Genomic DNA, 18,254 nt, shown 5'->3' with positions numbered 1-18,254 from the left:
TCCACGGACTAGGACTGCCCCATGATCCCACTTCAAGACTTGCTGATTTTCGCCGCTGCCGCGTTGCTGATGGTGCTGACGCCGGGGCCGAACATGATCTACCTGATCTCCCGTTCGATCTGCCAGGGGCGCAAGGCCGGCGTGACTTCGTTGCTCGGCGTGGTGGCGGGATTCTTCGTGCACTTGTTCGCCGCTGCGGCCGGTTTGACCGCGGTCTTTCTGGCCGTGCCGATGGCCTACGAAGTGTTGAAATGGGCCGGCGCGCTGTATCTGTTGTGGCTGGCCTGGCAGGCGGTCAAACCCGGCGCACGTTCACCCTTCGAAGCGCAGCAGTTGCCGCCGGACTCGTCGCGAAAACTGATCACCATGGGGTTTCTCACCAGCGCGCTGAACCCGAAGATCGCGGTGTTTTACCTGTCGGTGTTTCCACAGTTCATCACGCCTGAGCATGGCTCGGTGTTCACCCAGAGCATCGTGCTGGGCCTGACCCAGATCAGCGTCAGTTTCTGCGTCAACCTGCTGATCGCGATCTTCGCGGCAGGCATCGCGTCGTGGTTCGTCAACAACCCGACCTGGCTGGCGCTGCAGCGTTATTTCATGGGGTTTGTCCTGTCCGCGCTGGCGGTGCGGCTGATGCTTGAGCAACGACGGACGGCCTGATCATGTGGATTGAACGACTGGATGCCAGCCATGCGCTGGACTATCGGGCGCTGATGCTGGAAGCCTACGACCTGCATCCACAGGCCTTCACTTCGAGTGTGCGCGAACGCGCAACAATGCCGCTGAGTTGGTGGGAGTCGCGCCTGACCAGCAAGCTGGATGTGGTGTTCGGGGCGTTCGAGGACGGCGCGTTGTCAGGCATCGTCGGCCTGGCCTTCGAACCCCGGGAAAAGGCCCGGCACAAGGCGACGCTATTTGGCATGTATGTGTCCGGCAAAGTCCGGCAGCGCGGGTTGGGTCAGCAACTGGTGCAAGCCGCGCTGGATGAAGCGCAGAACCATAAAGGCCTGCGGCTGATCCAGCTCACCGTCACCGCCGGCAATGAGGCGGCGTTCAACCTGTACCAGCGTTGCGGCTTCGTACAGTTCGGCCTCGAACCTATGGCGGTGCGCGTCGGCGAAGACTACTTCGACAAAATCCACATGTGGCGCGAGCTCTAAACCCACCACAGACCCCTGTAGGAGCGAGGCTTGCCCGCGAAGGCGTCGTGACAGTCGATATCTACTTGGCTGATACACCGCTTTCGCGGGCAAGTCTCGCTCCTACAGCGGTTGCGGTGTGTCAGCGGACTGCGCTGACGCCGTCGAGTGTCGAGAACGATGTGTCCTTGGCCGTCAGCAAGAAGTCGCGCATGTACGGCGCATCCAGCATGTCCGCACGAATCCCCGCATACAGCGTCGCAAACAATCCTTTCTCGCCCAGCCGCTTGGCCTTCACGTAACCCCGCGAGCTGTATTCATGCAGCGCCCAATGGGGCATGCCGCAGACGCCGCGTCCGCTGGCGACCAACTGCATCATCATCACCGTCAGTTCCGAGGTGCGGACCTGCGCCGGTTCGATGTCGGCCGGTTCCAGGAAACGGGTGAAGATGTCCAGCCGGTCGCGTTCCACCGGGTAGGTGATCAGCGTTTCCGTGAGCAGGTCTTCCGGCACGATGTAGGCCTTGTTCGCCAAACGGTGCTGATTGGCCACCGCGAGCATCGCTTCATAGGTGAACAACGGCACGTAGGTGATCCCGGCCAGTTCCAGCGGATCGGAGGTCACCACCAAATCCAGATCGCCACGGGCCAGGGCCGGCAGCGGCGCGAAGGAGAAGCCCGAAGCCAGGTCCAGCTCGACTTCCGGCCAGGCATCGCGGAACTGATCGATGGTCGGCATCAGCCACTGGAAGCAACTGTGGCACTCGATTGCCATGTGCAAACGGCCCGCGGTGCCGCCCGCCAACCGCGCGATATCGCGTTCGGCACCGCGCAGCAGCGGCAGGGTGGCGTCGGCCAGTTGCAGCAGGCGCAACCCGGCGCTGGTGAACCGCACCGGTTTGGTCTTGCGCACGAACAACGGCATGCCCATGCGCTCCTCCAGTTCCTTGAACTGGTGGGACAGGGCCGATTGGGTCAGGTGCAGACGGTCGGCGGCATCGACCAGGCTGTCGGCTTCGCGCAAGGCGTGCAGGGTCTTCAGGTGGCGGATTTCAAGCACCGGGGGCTCCATGAGGAAAACTTGTGATCAACACGAAAAGGTTGAGTTTGTCTCATGTTGGGTTGGCTGTCGACAATAGCGCCATCTTTTACAGGGAGAAATTCACCATGGCTCTGGCCCACACACTTGGTTTTCCGCGCATCGGCGCTGACCGCGAACTGAAAAAAGCCCTCGAATCCTACTGGAAGGGCGACCTCGATCAGGACGCGCTGAAAAGCGTCGGCCGCCAACTGCGCGCCACCCACTGGCAGTTGCAGAAAGATGCCGGCATCGACCTGCTGCCCGTCGGCGACTTCGCCTGGTACGACCAGGTGCTGACCCATTCCCTGACCTTCGGCGTGATCCCCGAGCGTTTCGACAGTGCCAAGGATGCGCGCGGCCTGCCGACCCTCGACACCCTGTTCGCCATGGCCCGAGGCGCCACGGCGGCCTGCTGCGGTGGCGAACACACCCAGGCCCAATATGCCCAGGAGCTGACCAAGTGGTTCGACACCAACTACCACTACCTGGTCCCGGAATTCACAGCTGACCAACAGTTCAAACTGAGCTGGGAACAGTTGTTCGACGAGGTCGACGAAGCCAAGGCCCTCGGCCACAACGTCAAACCCGTCATCATCGGCCCGCTGACTTACCTGTGGCTGGGCAAGGCCAAAGGCAACGACTTCGACAAGCTCGACCTGCTCGAACGCCTGCTGCCGATCTACGGTGAAATCCTCGGCCGCCTCGCCGCCCAAGGCGTGGAATGGGTGCAGATCGACGAACCGATCCTGACCCTCGACCTGCCACAAGCCTGGAAAAACGCCTTCGAGCGCGCTTACCACATCCTTCAATACTCGCCGCTGAAAAAGCTCGTGGCGACCTACTTCAGTGGCCTGGAAGACAACCTCGGCCTGGCAGTCGGCCTGCCGGTGCAAGGCCTGCATATCGACGCAGTGCGGGCGCCGGATCAACTCGGTCAGGTGCTGGACCGTCTGCCGACCTACAAGATTCTTTCGGTGGGCCTGGTCAACGGTCGCAACGTCTGGCGTTGCGAACTGGAGCAAGTGCTCGCGCAACTGCAACCGGCGCAAGAGCGCTTTGGCGACAACCTGTGGGTCAGCAGTTCCTGCTCGCTGCTGCACAGCCCGGTGGACCTGGAACGGGAAGACAAACTCGATCCTGAACTGAAAAGCTGGCTGGCCTTCGCCGTGCAGAAGTGCGGTGAAATTGCCGTGCTGCGCGATGCCCTGAACGACCCGCAATCGCCCAAAGTACAAGCGGCTCTGGCCCAGAGCCGAGTGATTCAGACGAGCCGCGCCGAGTCGCCGCGTATCCATAAAGCCCACGTGCAGGCACGCATCAATGCGATCAGCGCAGCGGACAGCCAACGTCACTCGCCGTTCGCCAAGCGCATCGAGCAGCAACGCGCTCGGCTGAAACTGCCGGCATTCCCGACCACCACCATCGGCTCGTTTCCGCAGACCGGTTCGATCCGTCTGGCCCGCCAGGCGTTCAAGCAAGGCAAGCTGTCGGCCAACGATTACACCGACGCCATGCGCAGCGAAATCCGTCACGCCGTGCAAGTCCAGGAACGCCTGGGCCTGGACGTGCTGGTGCACGGTGAAGCCGAGCGCAACGACATGGTCGAGTACTTCGCCGAGCAACTGGACGGCTACCTGTTCACCCGTTTCGGCTGGGTGCAGAGCTACGGTTCGCGCTGCGTCAAACCGGCGATCATCTACGGCGACCTGAGCCGTCCGAACGCCATGACCGTCGACTGGATCACCTATGCGCAAAGCCTGACCGACAAGGTCATGAAAGGCATGCTCACCGGTCCCGTGACCATGCTGATGTGGTCGTTCCCGCGCGAAGACGTCTCGCGCAAAATCCAGGCGCAGCAGTTGGCGTTGGCCCTGCGTGATGAAGTGGTCGATCTGGAAAACGCCGGCATCAAGATCGTGCAGATCGACGAAGCCGCGTTCCGCGAAGGCTTGCCGCTGCGTCGGGCGCAATGGCAGGAATACCTGGACTGGGCGGTGGAAGCCTTCCGCTTGAGCGCCTCCGGCGTGCGCGACGAAACCCAGATCCATACCCACATGTGCTACAGCGAATTCAACGACGTGATCGAGTCCATCGCGGCGATGGATGCCGATGTGATCACCATCGAAACCTCGCGATCGGACATGGAATTGCTCGAGGCCTTCGAAGCGTTCGACTACCCGAACGACATCGGGCCGGGCGTCTACGACATCCACTCGCCACGGGTGCCGGACACGGCTGAGATGGTCAAGTTGATGAGCAAAGCCGTGAAGCGCATTCCGGCGGAGCGGTTGTGGGTGAACCCGGATTGCGGGCTGAAGACCCGGGCGTGGCCGGAGACCGAGGCGGCGTTGGTGAACATGGTGGCGGCGGCGCGGCAGTTGCGCAGTCAGTTGGCTTAGCCGATGTAGCGTCTGTTCGGACGCCATCGCGAGCAGGCTCACTCCCACATTGGATCTAGGTCGATCACAAATATTGTGTACGACATCGATCCTGTGGGAGTGAGCCTGCTCGCGATGAACGATAACGCGGTCCCGAAAATGACCGCTCGGCAATCTTCATCAAACTGTCACGTAACTGTGGCAGCGCGCTTGATCAAACTTCATCAGACTCGCGCTCTACTGGGGTTCTGCGTTTCGGTGTTTTTTCATGCGTGCATTCATTTTTCTGGCCTTGCTGTTGTTTGGCCTGCCGTCTTTGGCGGCATCTCGTTGCGATGTCAATGTTCCCACCCAACAGGCCGATCTGGCGCAGGTGAGCCTGGCGTACCAGAGCATCGGCCGTGCGTCCGACCCGGCGTTGTTGCTGGTGATGGGCCTGGGCGGGCAGTTGATTCACTGGCCTGACGAGGTGGTGGTCGCGCTGTGTCAGCAGGGTTTTAGGGTGATTCGTTATGACAATCGCGACGTCGGCCTCTCGACCTGGCGGCAAACGCCCGCCGACGCCAACCTGACCTTCGAAGTGCTGCGCTACAAACTCGGTCTGCCGGTGGCGGCGCCGTACACCTTGACCGACATGGCGGACGACGCCTTTGGCCTGATGGATGCGTTGAAGGTTGAGCAGTTTCACGTCCTGGGCGCAAGCATGGGCGGGATGATTGCCCAGCACATGGCGGCGATGGCGCCGCAACGGGTCGAGAGCCTGACCCTGATCATGACCAGTTCCGGGGCCGAAGGCTTGCCGGCGCCGAGTGCGGCGTTGGTGCAGTTGTTGTCGCGGCGCAGCGCGCCGAATCGCGAAGTGGCGCTGGAACAGCAGGCCGATTTGCTGGCAGCGCTGGGCAGCCCGACCGTCAGTGATGATCGGCAAGCGTTGCTGCATCAGGCGGCGCTGTCCTATGACCGGGCGTTCAACCCGGAGGGCGTGAAGCGCCAGATCATGGCGATCCTCGCCGAGCGCAGCCGCGTGGCGCTGCTTAACCAGTTGCGCGTGCCGACGCTGGTGGTTCACGGCACGGCGGATCCGCTGTTGCCGGTGATGCATGGCGTCCATCTGGCGGCGCATATTCGTGGCAGTCAGTTGAAGCTGATTCCGGGGTTGGCGCATCGGTTCCAGGAGGCGTTCAAGGCGCCGTTGCTGGCGGCGGTTTTGCCGTATTTGCAGGCCCACCGCGAAGACACTTCGCATTGGGCACAGATCGATCCGGTTCCCACTCCGAACCTCCTGTAGTACCCAGTACCAATGTGGGGGCGAGCCTGCTCGCGATGGCTGTGTGTCAGTCAACATCAATGCTGAATGTCACACCGCCATCGCGAGCAGGCTCGCTCCCACAGTTGGATCTTCTTCGTTAGTGGAACCTTGTCAGCCAATCAGGTCGCGGCGCTTGGTGGAACGAAGTTATCCAGCATCCGGTTCACCGCCAGTTCACCCAGCATGACGGACTGCTGAATGCCGAGCACAGTGTTGCGCTGCGGGCCTTCCAGCAACCCGGCGAAATCACTCAGCATCACGCTCGCTGACGCCAGGGATTCGCAGGCGTTGGCCAGCAGGGTTTCTTGATCGATGTCGGGGGCGATGGTGTAGATGGTGCTGGGTTTGCGTGGGGTGTCTTTGGGAATGACCGGTTTGAGGTAGAAATCGAGGGCGCGGTCGGCGGCTTCGTTGAGTTTTTTGGAGTCTGGGGTTTCGTAGGGGGAGACGTCGTCGGTTTCCGGTGGGTTCGGAGTAATTTTGAACATGGGGTATTTTTCCTAATAGTAGAGCCGCAACCTGTCTCGCTACTAAACGGAGGGGTGGCAGCTGTGCGCAAGTTAGTAGACCGGTAAAATACGCCCAAAACCCGGCGCGCCCGAGGGCGCCATGCGCACAGCTACCATCAAGTGCAGGTGAAAACCTGACTGGATGACACTTGTGCAACCGTAAGCGTATTAGCCGGGCTACTAAACCCGATCACTGGGAATCAGTGACACGAACCAAGTTACCGACGGCCACCCAGGCGCACAAGCCAGCGGATTCTGACGTTGTTGTAGGCGACGGCGCAAGGCGCTGTAGCTTTCAGGAAGTAACCTTAAACAGAACTAAACACCCCCTCCCAAACACCCCCGATCCCTGTAGGAGTGAGCCTGCTCGCGATGGCGGTGTATCAGTCAACATCAATGTTGAATGTCAGACCGCAATCGCGAGCAGGCTCGCTCCTACAAGGGACCTGCGCGCGCCAGTCTTCGGGTGTATTGTTCCAACTTTCCGCGCGATCCAAGCCTGCGAGGTGAATGATGAGTACCCCCCTGAAAATCGATTTCGTCAGCGACGTGTCCTGCCCATGGTGCGTCGTCGGTCTGTATGGCCTGACCCGGGCCCTGGATTTGCTGGGCGATGAGGTCCAGGCCGAGATCCGTTTCCAGCCGTTCGAACTGAACCCGAAAATGGGGCCGAAAGGGCAGAACATCACCGAACACATCACTGAAAAGTACGGCTCGACCCCGGAGCAGTCGCAGAAGAACCGCGAGATGATCCGCGCCCGTGGCGCCGAGGTCGGGTTCGCGTTTCGCACTGATGGCAACAGCCGCATCTACAACACCTTTGATGCGCATCGGTTGTTGTTTTGGGCGGGGTTGGAAGGGTTGCAGTTCAATCTGAAGGAAGCGCTGTTCAAGGCGTATTTCACTGAGGGCGGCAATCCGTCGGATCACAAGCAGTTGGCGCTGATGGCTGAAAGCGTGGGGCTGGATCGGCAGCGGGCGGAGGCGATTCTGGCGTCCGATGAATTTGCCAAAGAGGTGCTCGAAGAAGAGAAGTTGTGGCTGGCGCGCGGGGTGAGTTCGGTGCCGACGGTGGTGTTCAACGGGCAGTACGCGGTGACGGGCGGGCAGCCGGTCGAGACCTTTGTCGGGGCGATTCGGCAGATCATGAGTGAATCGAAGGGCGGGACCGTGAGCTAATTACCGGGAGTGCTTCTGTGGCGAGGGAGCTTGCTCCCGCTGGGCTGCGAAGCGGCCCCAATGTCAGCACCGTTGTAGCCAGGCTGACCGCATTCGCTGGATTTACGACTGCTGCGCAGCCGAGCGGGAGCAAGCTCCCTCGCCACAGGGGGGAGCGGTTACCTGACGATTTTGTCGACGTGGATGCCCAGTTTCTTCAGGCGATACCAGAAGCTGCGCTCGGAGATCCCGATCAACTGCGCCGCCGCAGCCTGTACACCATTGCTCTGCGCCAGCGCCGCCAGAATGTAAGCCTTCTCGACCTCCGCCAACGCCGCTTCCAGATCCGCCGGCACGCTGCCTTCGGTGACCAGCGCACCGCTGGTGCCGGCATTTGAGGCAAACAGATACGCCGGCAAATCTTCCTCTTCAATCACCGCCCCCGACGCGACAATCGTCGCTCGTTCCACGCAGTTCTGCAGCTCACGAATATTCCCTGGCCACGAATAATGGGCCATGGCCTGCAAGGCTTCCGCGCTGAATCCGGTAAAACGCTTGCCTGCCGTGGCGCCCAGGGTGTGGGCAAAATGCCTGGCCAGCGGCGCGATGTCTTCCACACGTTCGCGCAGGGCCGGCAAGGGAATCGGGAACACATTGAGGCGGTAATAAAGGTCCTCGCGAAACTCCCTGTTGGCCACCGCGTCCAGCAGGTTCTTGTTGGTCGCGGCAATCACCCGCACATCGACCTTGCGCTCGCGCGGATCGCCCACCGGCTCGATCACCCGTTCCTGCAAGGCCCGGAGGATTTTCGCCTGCAAGGCCAGCGGCATTTCGCCGATTTCATCAAGGAACAACGTGCCTTTGTCAGCCTGCATGAAGCGCCCGACGCGATCCGCCACGGCGCCGGTAAACGCGCCTTTGCGGTGACCGAACATTTCGCTTTCCAGCAACCCTTCCGGGATCGCCGCACAGTTCACCGCCACAAACGGTTTGTCAGCGCGGTTACCGTGTTTGTGTATCGCCCGGGCGACCATTTCCTTGCCGGTGCCGCTTTCGCCGGTCAGCAGAATCGTCGCGTTGCTTTCGCGCACGGAATCGATGGCGTGCAGCACCCGGCGAAAACTCGGGCTGTCGCCGATCAGGCTGTCAATCTGCTGATGCTCATCGAGCTCGGCACGCATGCGCTGGTTGTCTTTGAGGATGTCGCGAAATTGCAGGGCCTTGCTGACGGTGATGTCCAGTTCGTCGATGTCGAACGGCTTGGCGATGTAGTCGAAGGCGCCGTTGCGCATCGACTGCACGGCGTTTTTCACCGTGCTGTAGGCGGTCATGACGATCACCGGCAGCTGCGGAAAACGGCTTTTGATTTCCGCCAGCAACTGCGGGCCGTCCATGCCGGGCATGCGCCAGTCGCTGATCACCAGGTCAATGTCCTCGCACTCCAGCACCTTGAGCGCGTGCAAGCCGTTGCCGGCGGTGAACACCTGGATGCTGTTCTGACCCAGGGCCGATGCCAGCAAGTCGCAGAGCTTGGGCTCGTCGTCCACCACCAGTACGTTATGTGTCATCGCTGCCCTCGTCGAAGTCTTCACCGTTGGCCGGAATGTACAGCGTGAAGGTGGTCCCGGCATCTTTTTCACTGACGCATTCGATGCGCCCGTCATGACCTTCCATGATCGAGAACACCTTCGCCAGCCCCAGGCCGGTACCCGAAGCCTTGGTGGTGACGAACGGCGTGAAGATCCGTTCGAGCATATCCGGTTCGATGCCCTGGCCGGTGTCGCTGATGCTGATTACGGTGTACGGCGATTCGCTGCTGATCGCCACGGTCAGCCGTCCACCGTCGGGCATGGCGTCGATGGCGTTGACGATCAGGTTCAGGCCGGCCTGCTTGAGTTGCCGCGCGTCGACATGAAGGGTCGCGCCGGGGGCCTGATCGTCGATGTGCACATCGATGTTATGGCTGGCCAGCTCCGGGGCGCAGAAGCCGACCAGGTCATCCACCAGCGGCCGCGCCGCCTGGGTCGAACGCATCGGCGCGCTGGGCTTGGCGAAGTCGAGGAAATCGGTGATCAGGTCGTTGATGCGGCTGACTTCGCTGACCACGTATTCCAGGTGACGCTTGTCGGTCTCGGGCAAATCGGCGCGCCGGTGTAGCAGTTGCGTGGCGGTCTTGATGATGCCCAGCGGGTTGCGGATTTCATGGGCCAGGCCCATGGCGACTTCACCCAGGGCATGCAGACGGTCGCGGCGGCGCAGTTGCGATTCCAGGTGCTGCAACTCGCCGAGGCGTTCGCTCATGTGGTTGAAGGTGCTGCTCAATTCCGCCAGTTCGTCGCCGCCGGTGACCGCCAGGCGTTGGCGGTAATCCCCGGCAATCACCGCTTGCACGCCCTTGGACAACCCGCGCAACGGCTTGGTCAGGCGTTGCGAAACAATCCAGCCGACCGCCAGGGACGCCGCCGAGCTGAGCAGGAAAATCAGGATGAACAGGTTGCTCTGGTTCACCAGCCCGACCAGGCTGGTGTGGCGCAGCAGACCGCTGAAAATCACGCCTTGCAGCTCACCGCTTTCATTGAGGATCGGCCGGTAGATGCCGCTGTAGCGATTGGTGAATTGTTCAATCGGCTGCTTGGTGTTGCGCAGGGTCTGTTCGATTTTTTCCGGTACCGCCGCCGGGTGATCTTCGAAGCGCTGGGTGGAAAAGATCTCCGAGAAGTCATCTGCCTTGGCCAGGTACAGGCGCAGGTCGAGGGAGTGCACATCGGCGACGCTGGTGAGGAAACTGCTGTCCAGGTAGGTGGCGATCACCAGTTTGTAGTCGACGCCGTCCTGATCGGTCTCGAAGGTCGAGACCACCGTGCCGGTGGGGATGCCGCCGACTTGCAGGGTCTGCAACAACGCCTTGGACTCGGTGCTGATTTGCCGGACGATGTCATCGGCGGCGGTGCTGAACACCACTTTGTGATCGCTGTTGCGCACCAGCGCCACCACGTCGATACCCATGGAATCGGCGATGTCGGTGGTCAGTTTGTCGTGCTTGCTCGATAACCGGTCCGTCGGCGGGCGGGTGTAGCGCAGGAACAACTGCGCGGCCCGGGCGTTATCCCGGCGGATCTCGGTGATCTCGTCCTCGACGATCTGGGTCGATTCCTGCAGCCAGATCCGCACGTTGCTGTCGAAAATCTGCGACAGGGTGGTGGCCGCCAGTTCTGCGGCGATCATGGTCGGAATCACGCTGACCAGCCAGAACGCCAACACCAGTTTGCGCTGCAGGCTCCAGCCGGAGAGGGCGAAAGGTCGGGCGGTGGCGGGGCGGTTTTTGATCATGAAGTTTCGCTTAATGCAGCAGCCATGGCAGGGTCGGAGCGGTCCGGTCGAATGAACATTTTCACCAGTCGCAACAGACCGTCGAGCACTCGGTTGCGATGGCGGAAAAACACGGTGTTGCCGGTGAACGAGCAACCCAGGCGCAGCTTACTGGCATAGCCGGCCTGACCGCACGCATAGATCGGGATGCCGTGTTCAATACAGTAGTCGACATTGGCCAGCCAGCTGCGCACGTACAGATTGTGCTCGCGGGTCCGGGTCAGGTCATGGGCGAAGAATTTGTCGACCAGGCGTTGCTCGTCCAGCAGCACGAGGTTGAACGCTACCAGCTCATCGCCGACCCAGTACAGCACGCACGCGGCGCGTTCATCGAGGTATTCGAGGACTTGGCGGAAGTAGTCCGATGGCAAGCGTTCAAAGGTCAGGTCGCTGCGTGAAAGGGTGGCTTCGTAAAGCGCCATCATGTGTGGGAGCAGGTCTTCCACAGTGCGCCGCCATTCGATGCGCGGACCTTGCCCGCGCAACGTGCGGCGCAGGTCTTTACGGGTGGATTTGCCGAGCGTGCCGAGGTAAGCGTCCACGGAGCCAAAACGGATCGGCAGTTCGGCGCTGGGCAGGCCGGGCATGCTTTGCAGACCGGCCGCCTGACACACCTGCAACCACTGTGGATCGCGATGGGACGCGTCCTTGACCGCCAGCAGACCGATTCCGGCCTGGTCGGCGTCGTTGCGCGCCAGGATTAACAATTGCTCAAGCAAGGCCGGACGCCGTGCGGGGTCGATCTGGCGTGTGGTCCCCACATGGCATTGCTCGGCCACCGGCGAACCGAGGGCGTACAAGCGGACGTCCAACAGCCCCGGCCACCAGCGGCGCAACTGCTCGGTGACGCGTTTACCCGGTCCCTGAACCGTGGTGTCCAGCGAATACGCGGTGGTGAATGCCACTGCCGCCGCGACCAACACCTCGTCTTCGTACAGCGCCAGATAGCGCCACCGGAAATCCGCAATGCCTGCCTGTTCAACGGCCCGGTAATAATCCCAGTCCTCCAGTTCGCCGGGGAAACAGGCATTCCAGGCACTGCGGTCGATGGCTTCGATGGTTGAATAGGCAAGGGCAGTGATCACATCGTTTCCTTGTAGGAGCGGGCCTGCTCGCGATGGTCGTTAACGATAACGTGGGGTTACAGAAGAAACGCGGCGCTCTTGAGTGCATCGCGAGCAGGCTCGCTCCTACAGGGGTTGGGGGACGGCTGCCATGGTGGGTAACAGGGTGGGCATGCGTAGCTTCTTCAAATGTGTTCAGGCCAGTTGCCGATAGTCCTGGCGCATGGGTTGCGGGGCGGTGACTTGTTGCATGAACCGGTGCTGGATAAAGTCCGCACTCAGCTCCACGACCCGGCGGTATTGCAGGTCGACGGTGATCATGTGATAGCAATCGTCGAGCAGGACTTTCACTACCGGGCCGCCGAGTTTGCGTTCGACATAGTCGGCGTTCCAGCGGCTGGTGATGTCGTCTTCCCGTGAGTGCAGCACCAGCGCCTGGGTGGTGATCTGCGGCATGCGCTTTTTCACCGCGGCCACCAATCGATGCAGTTCCCGGACACTCACGCCGGACATGGTCAGCAATCCGGCATTGGCGCTTTCACCGGCCTTCATCTGCCGTTCGACAATGGCGCGCAAGCGTTCGTCCTTGATGCCGAACGGTGATTTTTCGTTGAAGCGGCACAGGTGCACGCCAAACGGAATCGACATCACCAGGCTGCTCAGTTTGGCGACCCAAGGCATGTTCCAGCCGTCGTAGCGCAGGGTGGTCGAATACAGCAGCAAGCCTTTGATCTGCCCCGGATGCTCGGCCGCCAGGTACATCGCCAGCACCGCGCCCATCGACAAGCCACCGACGAACACATGCTCATGCTTGCGTCGCACACCAACGAAGGTGTTGCGCGCGCTCTCGTACCAGTCGTGCCAACCGGTGGCTTGCAGGTCGGCGTTGTCCCCGCAGTGGCCGGCCAGGGTCGGCACGTAGACCGTGCAGCCGGCCTTGGCCAGGCCCATCGCGACCCGTCGCAATTCGGTCGGCGTGCCGGTGAGGCCGTGGATCAACAACACCGCGACCTCGCCGTTGCCGAGAACGAAACCGGCGCTGCCTTCGCCCATGTCGATCTCGTCTGCCCTTGAAAAAGAGGGGTTCATCGTTTCATCGCCCGATCAAGCAGACGGTCGAGCAGCGCGATGCCGAGGTCGATCTCCGGGTAGCTGATTTCCAGCGACGGCGCGAGGGTGATCACGTTCTTGTAGTAACCGCCCACATCGAGGATCAGGCCCAAGCGTTTGCCGTCAATTTCGATGTCACCTTTCATGCCTTCTTCGACCATGAAGTCGAGCGTTGCCTTGTCTGGCGTAAAGCCGTCCGGACCGCAGATTTCACAACGCAGTGCCAGGCCCAGGCCATCGACGTCGCCGATGATCGGGTAGCGTTTCTGCAAGTCTTTCAAGCCTTCGAGGAAGTATTTGCCCTTGTTCATGACCCTCTTGCCGTAATCGACTTCGCTGGTCATCTTGAACATTTCCAGGCCGACCGCCGTGCCCAGCGGATTGGAGGCGAAGGTCGAGTGGGTCGAGCCTGGCGGGAAGATTTTCGGGTTGATCAGCTCTTCCCTGGCCCAGATGCCGCCCAATGGGTTGAGACCGTTGGTCAAGGCTTTACCGAAGACGATGACGTCCGGTTTGACATCGAAGTGCTCAATCGACCACAGCTTGCCGGTGCGCCAGAAGCCCATCTGGATTTCATCGACCACCATTAAAATGCCGTGCTGGTCCAGCACATGCTTGAGTTCGCTGTAGAAATTCATCGGCGGAATCACGTAGCCGCCGGTGCCCTGGATCGGCTCGACGTAGAAGGCGGCGTATTCGCTCTGGCCGACTTTCGGGTCCCAGACGCCGTTGTATTCGGTCTCGAACAGGCGGGCGAATTGCTGCACGCAATGGCTGCCGTACTCTTCCTTGGTCATGCCTTTCGGGCCCCGGAAGTGATACGGGAACGGGATGAAATTGGCGCGCTCGCCGAAGTGGCCGTAGCGGCGGCGATAGCGGTAGCTGGAGGTGATCGACGACGCACCGAGGGTGCGACCGTGGTAACCGCCCTCGAAGGCGAACATCAGGCTTTTGCCATTGGTGGCGTTACGCACGACTTTCAGCGAGTCCTCGATGGACTGCGAACCGCCGACGTTGAAGTGCACCCGGCCGTCGAGGCCGAACTTCTTTTTCGCGTCCACGGCGATCATTTCCGAGAGCTCGATCTTGCCCTTGTGCAGGTACTGGCTGGCAATCTGCGGCAGGGTGTCTATCTGCTGTTTCAGCGCATTGTTCAGGCGCGGGTTGGCATAACCGAAGTTGACCGCCGAGTACCACATTTGCAGGTCGAGGTAGGCCTGGTCTTCGGTGTCCCAGACGTAGGAGCCTTCGCAGCGGCTGAAAATGCGCGGCGGATCGATGTAGTGAACGGTGTCGCCGTAGGAGCAGTACTTGGCTTCTTTATCCAGAAGAACCTGGTCTTCAGGTGTGGCGATTCGAATATCAGACATGGTGGAAGCGTTCCTGTGTTTCTACGTTGAAAGAGGTGGCGTTGGCGGCGCTGGCGCTTGGCAGCAGGGCGAGCAACGCAGGCAGATCGGCGAAGCTGTCGAAGCGGGCGTAGGCGATGCCGTTGCGCTCGCAATGCTCGGCCAGGCGATCCTTGGCGAATACGAAATCGGCGGTGGCGGCCACGCACATGTCGGACTGCCCGTCGCCGATCACCAGCACCCGTTTGGCGCTGGGGGTGGATTTGCATTTACAGTTGCCGGACGCGGCGCGGCAGGCATCGCTTGCGTGAGGGAAGTCGATGCGCCAGCTCTGGTGGTCGAGCTGCCGCAGGCGGTTGGCGAGGATCGGCAAAAGGCTGACGTAGTGGCGCGCCAGGATCCGTGCAATGCCTTGCTCGATGCCGTCGCTGACCACTTCAAGGGAAGCGCCGAGGCCGATGACGTGGTCGACGAAGTCAGGGAAGTCCGGGTCGATCTCGATGGTGTCGAAGAACCCGAGCAGTTCGCCCGGTGTGGCCTTGACCAGCGAGAGCTGGCGGCTGAGGCATTCACGGGAACCGATGTCACCCGCCAGCCACTCGTTTTCGATCGCTTCCCAGCTCGGGTCGGCGAACCGTTGGAGGATGCTGTCGATCACGTCGGTGCGGGTGATGGTCCCGTCGAAATCACACACGATATGCCAGTCAATCATCTGTTGTACCTATCTTGGCAGGAGGCGCTGTTTGCGCTTGCCAAGGGGGTAGAGCAGGGACTGTGCCAACCGGGTTTGGCCCAGCGGGGCTGGGGTTCAGGCGGGTGTGGATGGCGGTGAAGCTACAATTTTTGTAGGTCGCTACAAACAACATGAGTGCTTGCGCGAGAGGGGCGATTCGGGGATTGATGCGCGCACATCCAGTTCAAGGAATGGCCTCATGTCGAGGATTACTGTTGCTCTATTTGCCGCGCTGACGTGCCTTTCGGCCAGCGTTTCAGCGGACGGCATCACCGGTGAGGCGGGGGCTGGCCTCAGCTATCAGCCCCACGATCCGACCGGTAGCCGCTACGAAACCCGGCCGGTGCCTTACCTCGATCTGGATTGGGGCGATGTCAGCCTCAGTACGGACGACGGGCTGACCTGGGACGCATTGAACACCAAGGGTTTCAGCGCCGGACCGTTCGTGAATTACCTGCCGGGGCGCACGTCCAACGGCGAACTGCAGGGGTTGCGCGATGTGCCGGACATGGGCGAGGTGGGGGGCTTTGTGCAGTACGCGCCGGCTGACTTCTGGCGGGTGTTTGCCTCGGTCGGGCAAGCGGTTGGAGGGCGCGGCGGCCAGGGCGGGGTGTTGGGGCGTGTTGGCGGGGAGGTGGGTTATCCACTGGGTGGCGGGGTGATTGGCAGCTCCGGTCTGACCGCGCATTTTGCGGATGCGCGGCAGAGTCAGACGTTCTTCGGCGTCAGTGCCAATGAATCACAAGCCTCGGGGATTCGGCCGTACAACGCGGGCGGTGGTTTGCAGAATGTGACGTTGACTCAGAGTTTCGAGTTTCCGCTGGCGCCGCAGTGGTCGTTGTTGACCAGCGCGAGCTGGATTCACCTGACGGGTTCTGCGGCGGACAGCAGCCTTGTCAAAGAGCTCGGTGAGACCAACCAAGGGGAAGTGCAGGCGGCACTGGCCTACAAGTTCAACTAAGCACTTGTGGCGAGGGAGCTTGCTCCCGCCGGGTCGCGAAGCGGCCCCCAAACTTGGCAAGTCATTCTTCCAGAAATACCTCGCCAGCCTGTTTTACGACTGCTGCGCAGCCGAACGGGAGCAAGCTCCCTCGCCACAGGAATTGCGGTGATTTTCAGGTTTCTTCGCCCTCGGCCAGCAACGCAATCCCGCCCATGATCACCGCCACCCCCACCCAGTGCAGCACGCTGATCTGCTCGCCCAGCCCCAGCCACGAACCGAGCAACACCCCGACAAACACTAGCGAACTCAGCGGGAACGCCAGGGACAGACTGCTGCGCCGCAAGATCAGCATCCACACGAAAAACGCGCCGATGTAGCAGGCAATCGCAAACCACACCCCGGGATTGACCGCCACAGCCAGCAGCCATTGCAGGTTGAAATCCATCTGCCCCAGCTGATCTCCACCGACCTTGGTGGCGATCTGGCCGGCGCTTTCAAACCCGATCAACAACGCCCACAGCACCACCGTACCGAGGCGTTCATGCAGCCAGTCGGTCTTGTTCCTGATCATCGCTTGAGCCTCATGCATGGGTGACACACACGAGCATCACGCCCGCCGTAATCACTAAAGTGCCGAGCCAGCGCCGCCGGCTGACGGTCTCGCCGAGGATCAGTTTGCCGGCCAGCACCACGCCGCAGTACGCCAGCGCCGCCGCTGGAAACAACAGGCTCAGCGGCGCCCGGGACAGGGCTTCGAGCCAGACGAAAAATTCGATTACGTAGGCGCCGATCCCGCACCACAGCAGCGGCGCGTTGAATACCTGGCCCCAGAACGCATTCAGGCGAAACCCGCCTTCGAGCGCCGGTAAACGATCCAGGCCGAGCTTGAAACAGAGCTGGCCGATGACGTCCAGCACAATGGAAAACGCCACCAGCACAATCACGGTGAAGGTCATGGAAACAACTCCTCGAACAGATCGATCAACGCCTGGTTGGTCGTCGCGTTGCGCAGCAGATCCGCTTCGCTCCAGCGTTCGGCCGGGGGCTGGTCCGACTTGGCTTCCCAGCGCTTGAGGGCGTTGCTGAAGGCCGGTCGGGCGTACTCGCCGCAGATGTCGATGCCGAGGATTCGCTTGCTGGCCGCCAAGGCTCTGATGGCTTGCAGCAAGTGGCTCAAGCGCATGCCGCCCTGGTCCCAATTGGTCGCCGCGTCTTCGCAGGCCAACACGTCTTTGTCGAGGGTGATCCACACTGCGCGGGTGGGCAGGCTGGCGATCATCTGTTCGAGAAACACCGGCCAGTCGAGCTCCGCCAGATTGCGCCAGTGCAGCAGGTTTTCCTGCTGTCGATGGCCAGCGCCGTCACCGACCCGGCCCCACACTTTCGAGGGCGGGCGCTGCCACGGAAACAGCTGCAACACGCCGCGTTTGAGCGCCCGGACATTGCCGCCCTTGAGCTGTGGATTCTGCAGGTCATCGCTGCACGGGCCGAGGGTGACGATGCGCTGGATGTTCGGCAGTTTCAGTGCCTGATTGACCCACGAACCGCAATGCCGACGGGGGGCGAAGCGGACCCAGTCGGGGTGGTTGTCGAAGTGAATCAGGCTTGCCGGCTCCGGCAAATCAGTCAGAAACGCCGGGGTCAGATGGTGGTAATCACCGGAACCGACGAAGAAGATTTCCGGTTGCGGGCCGCTGTGCCGGGGCCGTTGCTGCAAGCGTTCGGCGAACCGCCGCCAGGTCCGTTCGCTGGACCACAGCCGCAGTTTCGGGCCGAGGTCGAGCAAGTCGAGGCGTTTGGCACGGCCGCTTTCCAGCAGCCGCGAGATGGGCGCCTGGGCCGTCAGGCTGTGGTCGAGATCTAAAATGTTCAAGGTCGCAATTCACCCTTGGCAGACCCTCCCAGACACCGGCTTCATCCATCATGAAAGCCGGCCGAGGGGGCTTTTGGGGGTAAATGCAAGGGGCGGGCCAGCCGTCTGCTGCACTGAAATTCATTGTGGCGAGGGAGCTTGCTCCCGCTGGGCTGCGAAGCAGCCCCTAAGCGGTCAAGGAGGTTTCTCTGCTGAAACTCGATTGCAGGTAATGGGGTTGCTTCGCAACCCAGCGGGAG

At 61.4% G+C, this 18,254-nt stretch carries 17 protein-coding genes; 6 read left to right on the top strand and 11 right to left on the bottom strand.

What is annotated here, in order from left to right:
* The first annotated feature begins 21 nt into the window (after positions 1-21).
* Complete coding sequence (locus AC1ROI_RS28335; RefSeq protein WP_010457727.1) at positions 22-660, top strand: LysE family translocator; 639 nt, start codon at positions 22-24, stop codon at positions 658-660.
* Positions 661-662: 2 nt separating this feature from the next.
* Positions 663-1,160, top strand: coding sequence for a GNAT family N-acetyltransferase (locus AC1ROI_RS28330; RefSeq protein ID WP_010457726.1), 498 nt, complete (start codon positions 663-665; stop codon positions 1,158-1,160).
* Positions 1,161-1,281: 121 nt separating this feature from the next.
* Here the strand turns inward: AC1ROI_RS28330 and metR are convergent, their stop codons facing one another.
* Complete coding sequence (gene metR / locus AC1ROI_RS28325) at positions 1,282-2,199, bottom strand: transcriptional regulator MetR (protein ID WP_010457725.1); 918 nt, start codon at positions 2,197-2,199, stop codon at positions 1,282-1,284.
* 107 nt (positions 2,200-2,306) lie between these two features.
* Between metR and metE the strand changes: the two genes are divergently transcribed.
* Entirely contained in the window at positions 2,307-4,619 is a 2,313-nt protein-coding gene (metE, locus tag AC1ROI_RS28320; protein WP_102594175.1) for a 5-methyltetrahydropteroyltriglutamate--homocysteine S-methyltransferase, read from the top strand.
* 247 nt (positions 4,620-4,866) lie between these two features.
* Entirely contained in the window at positions 4,867-5,886 is a 1,020-nt protein-coding gene (locus tag AC1ROI_RS28315; protein WP_010457723.1) for an alpha/beta fold hydrolase, read from the top strand.
* A 140-nt stretch (positions 5,887-6,026) separates the two neighbouring features.
* Here the strand turns inward: AC1ROI_RS28315 and AC1ROI_RS28310 are convergent, their stop codons facing one another.
* On the bottom strand, positions 6,027-6,395 hold the full coding sequence (locus AC1ROI_RS28310; RefSeq protein ID WP_010457721.1) for a DUF6124 family protein: 369 nt from the start codon (positions 6,393-6,395) through the stop codon (positions 6,027-6,029).
* 534 nt (positions 6,396-6,929) lie between these two features.
* On the opposite strand from AC1ROI_RS28310, the gene AC1ROI_RS28305 reads away from it, so the two are divergent.
* Entirely contained in the window at positions 6,930-7,595 is a 666-nt protein-coding gene (locus AC1ROI_RS28305; RefSeq protein WP_102595831.1) for a DsbA family oxidoreductase, read from the top strand.
* A 158-nt stretch (positions 7,596-7,753) separates the two neighbouring features.
* On the opposite strand, the gene AC1ROI_RS28300 is transcribed toward AC1ROI_RS28305, so the two are convergent.
* The 6 genes from AC1ROI_RS28300 to AC1ROI_RS28275 all read right to left on the bottom strand — a co-directional run bounded on the left by AC1ROI_RS28300 (position 7,754) and on the right by AC1ROI_RS28275 (position 15,178).
* Entirely contained in the window at positions 7,754-9,142 is a 1,389-nt protein-coding gene (locus AC1ROI_RS28300; protein WP_083375839.1) for a sigma-54-dependent transcriptional regulator, read from the bottom strand.
* Entirely contained in the window at positions 9,132-10,904 is a 1,773-nt protein-coding gene (locus AC1ROI_RS28295; protein ID WP_102595828.1) for a sensor histidine kinase, read from the bottom strand. The genes AC1ROI_RS28300 and AC1ROI_RS28295 overlap by 11 nt, the downstream gene beginning before the upstream one ends.
* Positions 10,901-12,028, bottom strand: a complete 1,128-nt coding sequence (locus AC1ROI_RS28290) for a GNAT family N-acetyltransferase (RefSeq protein ID WP_102595829.1) — start codon at positions 12,026-12,028, stop codon at positions 10,901-10,903. Before AC1ROI_RS28290 ends, AC1ROI_RS28295 begins: the two co-directional genes overlap by 4 nt.
* Before the next feature lie 174 nt (positions 12,029-12,202).
* Positions 12,203-13,096 carry an alpha/beta hydrolase gene (locus AC1ROI_RS28285; RefSeq protein ID WP_042932618.1) on the bottom strand — a complete coding sequence of 298 codons (894 nt, stop codon included), beginning with the start codon at positions 13,094-13,096 and terminating at the stop codon, positions 12,203-12,205.
* A complete protein-coding gene (locus AC1ROI_RS28280) occupies positions 13,093-14,487 on the bottom strand; it encodes an aspartate aminotransferase family protein (RefSeq protein ID WP_010457715.1) in 1,395 nt (464 codons plus the stop codon). The genes AC1ROI_RS28285 and AC1ROI_RS28280 overlap by 4 nt, the downstream gene beginning before the upstream one ends.
* Positions 14,480-15,178: an MtnX-like HAD-IB family phosphatase gene (locus tag AC1ROI_RS28275; RefSeq protein WP_010457714.1), complete on the bottom strand. Its 699-nt coding sequence runs from the start codon at positions 15,176-15,178 to the stop codon at positions 14,480-14,482. Before AC1ROI_RS28275 ends, AC1ROI_RS28280 begins: the two co-directional genes overlap by 8 nt.
* Before the next feature lie 220 nt (positions 15,179-15,398).
* Here AC1ROI_RS28275 and AC1ROI_RS28270 point away from each other — a divergent pair, with 220 nt between their 5' ends.
* Positions 15,399-16,160 (top strand): MipA/OmpV family protein, encoded by a 762-nt coding sequence (locus AC1ROI_RS28270; RefSeq protein WP_102668199.1) that lies wholly within the window; start codon positions 15,399-15,401, stop codon positions 16,158-16,160.
* Positions 16,161-16,314: 154 nt separating this feature from the next.
* Here AC1ROI_RS28270 and AC1ROI_RS28265 read toward each other — a convergent pair whose 3' ends face one another.
* Genes AC1ROI_RS28265 through AC1ROI_RS28255 form a run of 3 tightly spaced genes read right to left on the bottom strand, consistent with a single transcriptional unit; the run spans position 16,315 to position 18,015 of the window.
* Positions 16,315-16,713, bottom strand: a complete 399-nt coding sequence (locus AC1ROI_RS28265) for a DMT family transporter (RefSeq protein WP_010457712.1) — start codon at positions 16,711-16,713, stop codon at positions 16,315-16,317.
* Positions 16,714-16,723: 10 nt separating this feature from the next.
* Positions 16,724-17,098 carry a DMT family transporter gene (locus tag AC1ROI_RS28260; RefSeq protein ID WP_083375843.1) on the bottom strand — a complete coding sequence of 125 codons (375 nt, stop codon included), beginning with the start codon at positions 17,096-17,098 and terminating at the stop codon, positions 16,724-16,726.
* The gene (locus tag AC1ROI_RS28255; protein WP_083375844.1) at positions 17,095-18,015 is read right to left on the bottom strand and encodes an arginase family protein; all 921 of its coding nucleotides are present in this window, start codon (positions 18,013-18,015) and stop codon (positions 17,095-17,097) included. Before AC1ROI_RS28255 ends, AC1ROI_RS28260 begins: the two co-directional genes overlap by 4 nt.
* Positions 18,016-18,254: the final 239 nt, after the last annotated feature.

Source organism: Pseudomonas sp. GW823-FHT02C02 (assembly GCF_058797635.1).
Note: the sequence above shows the minus strand (reverse complement) of the source record. Positions and strands in the feature narration are given on the sequence as shown.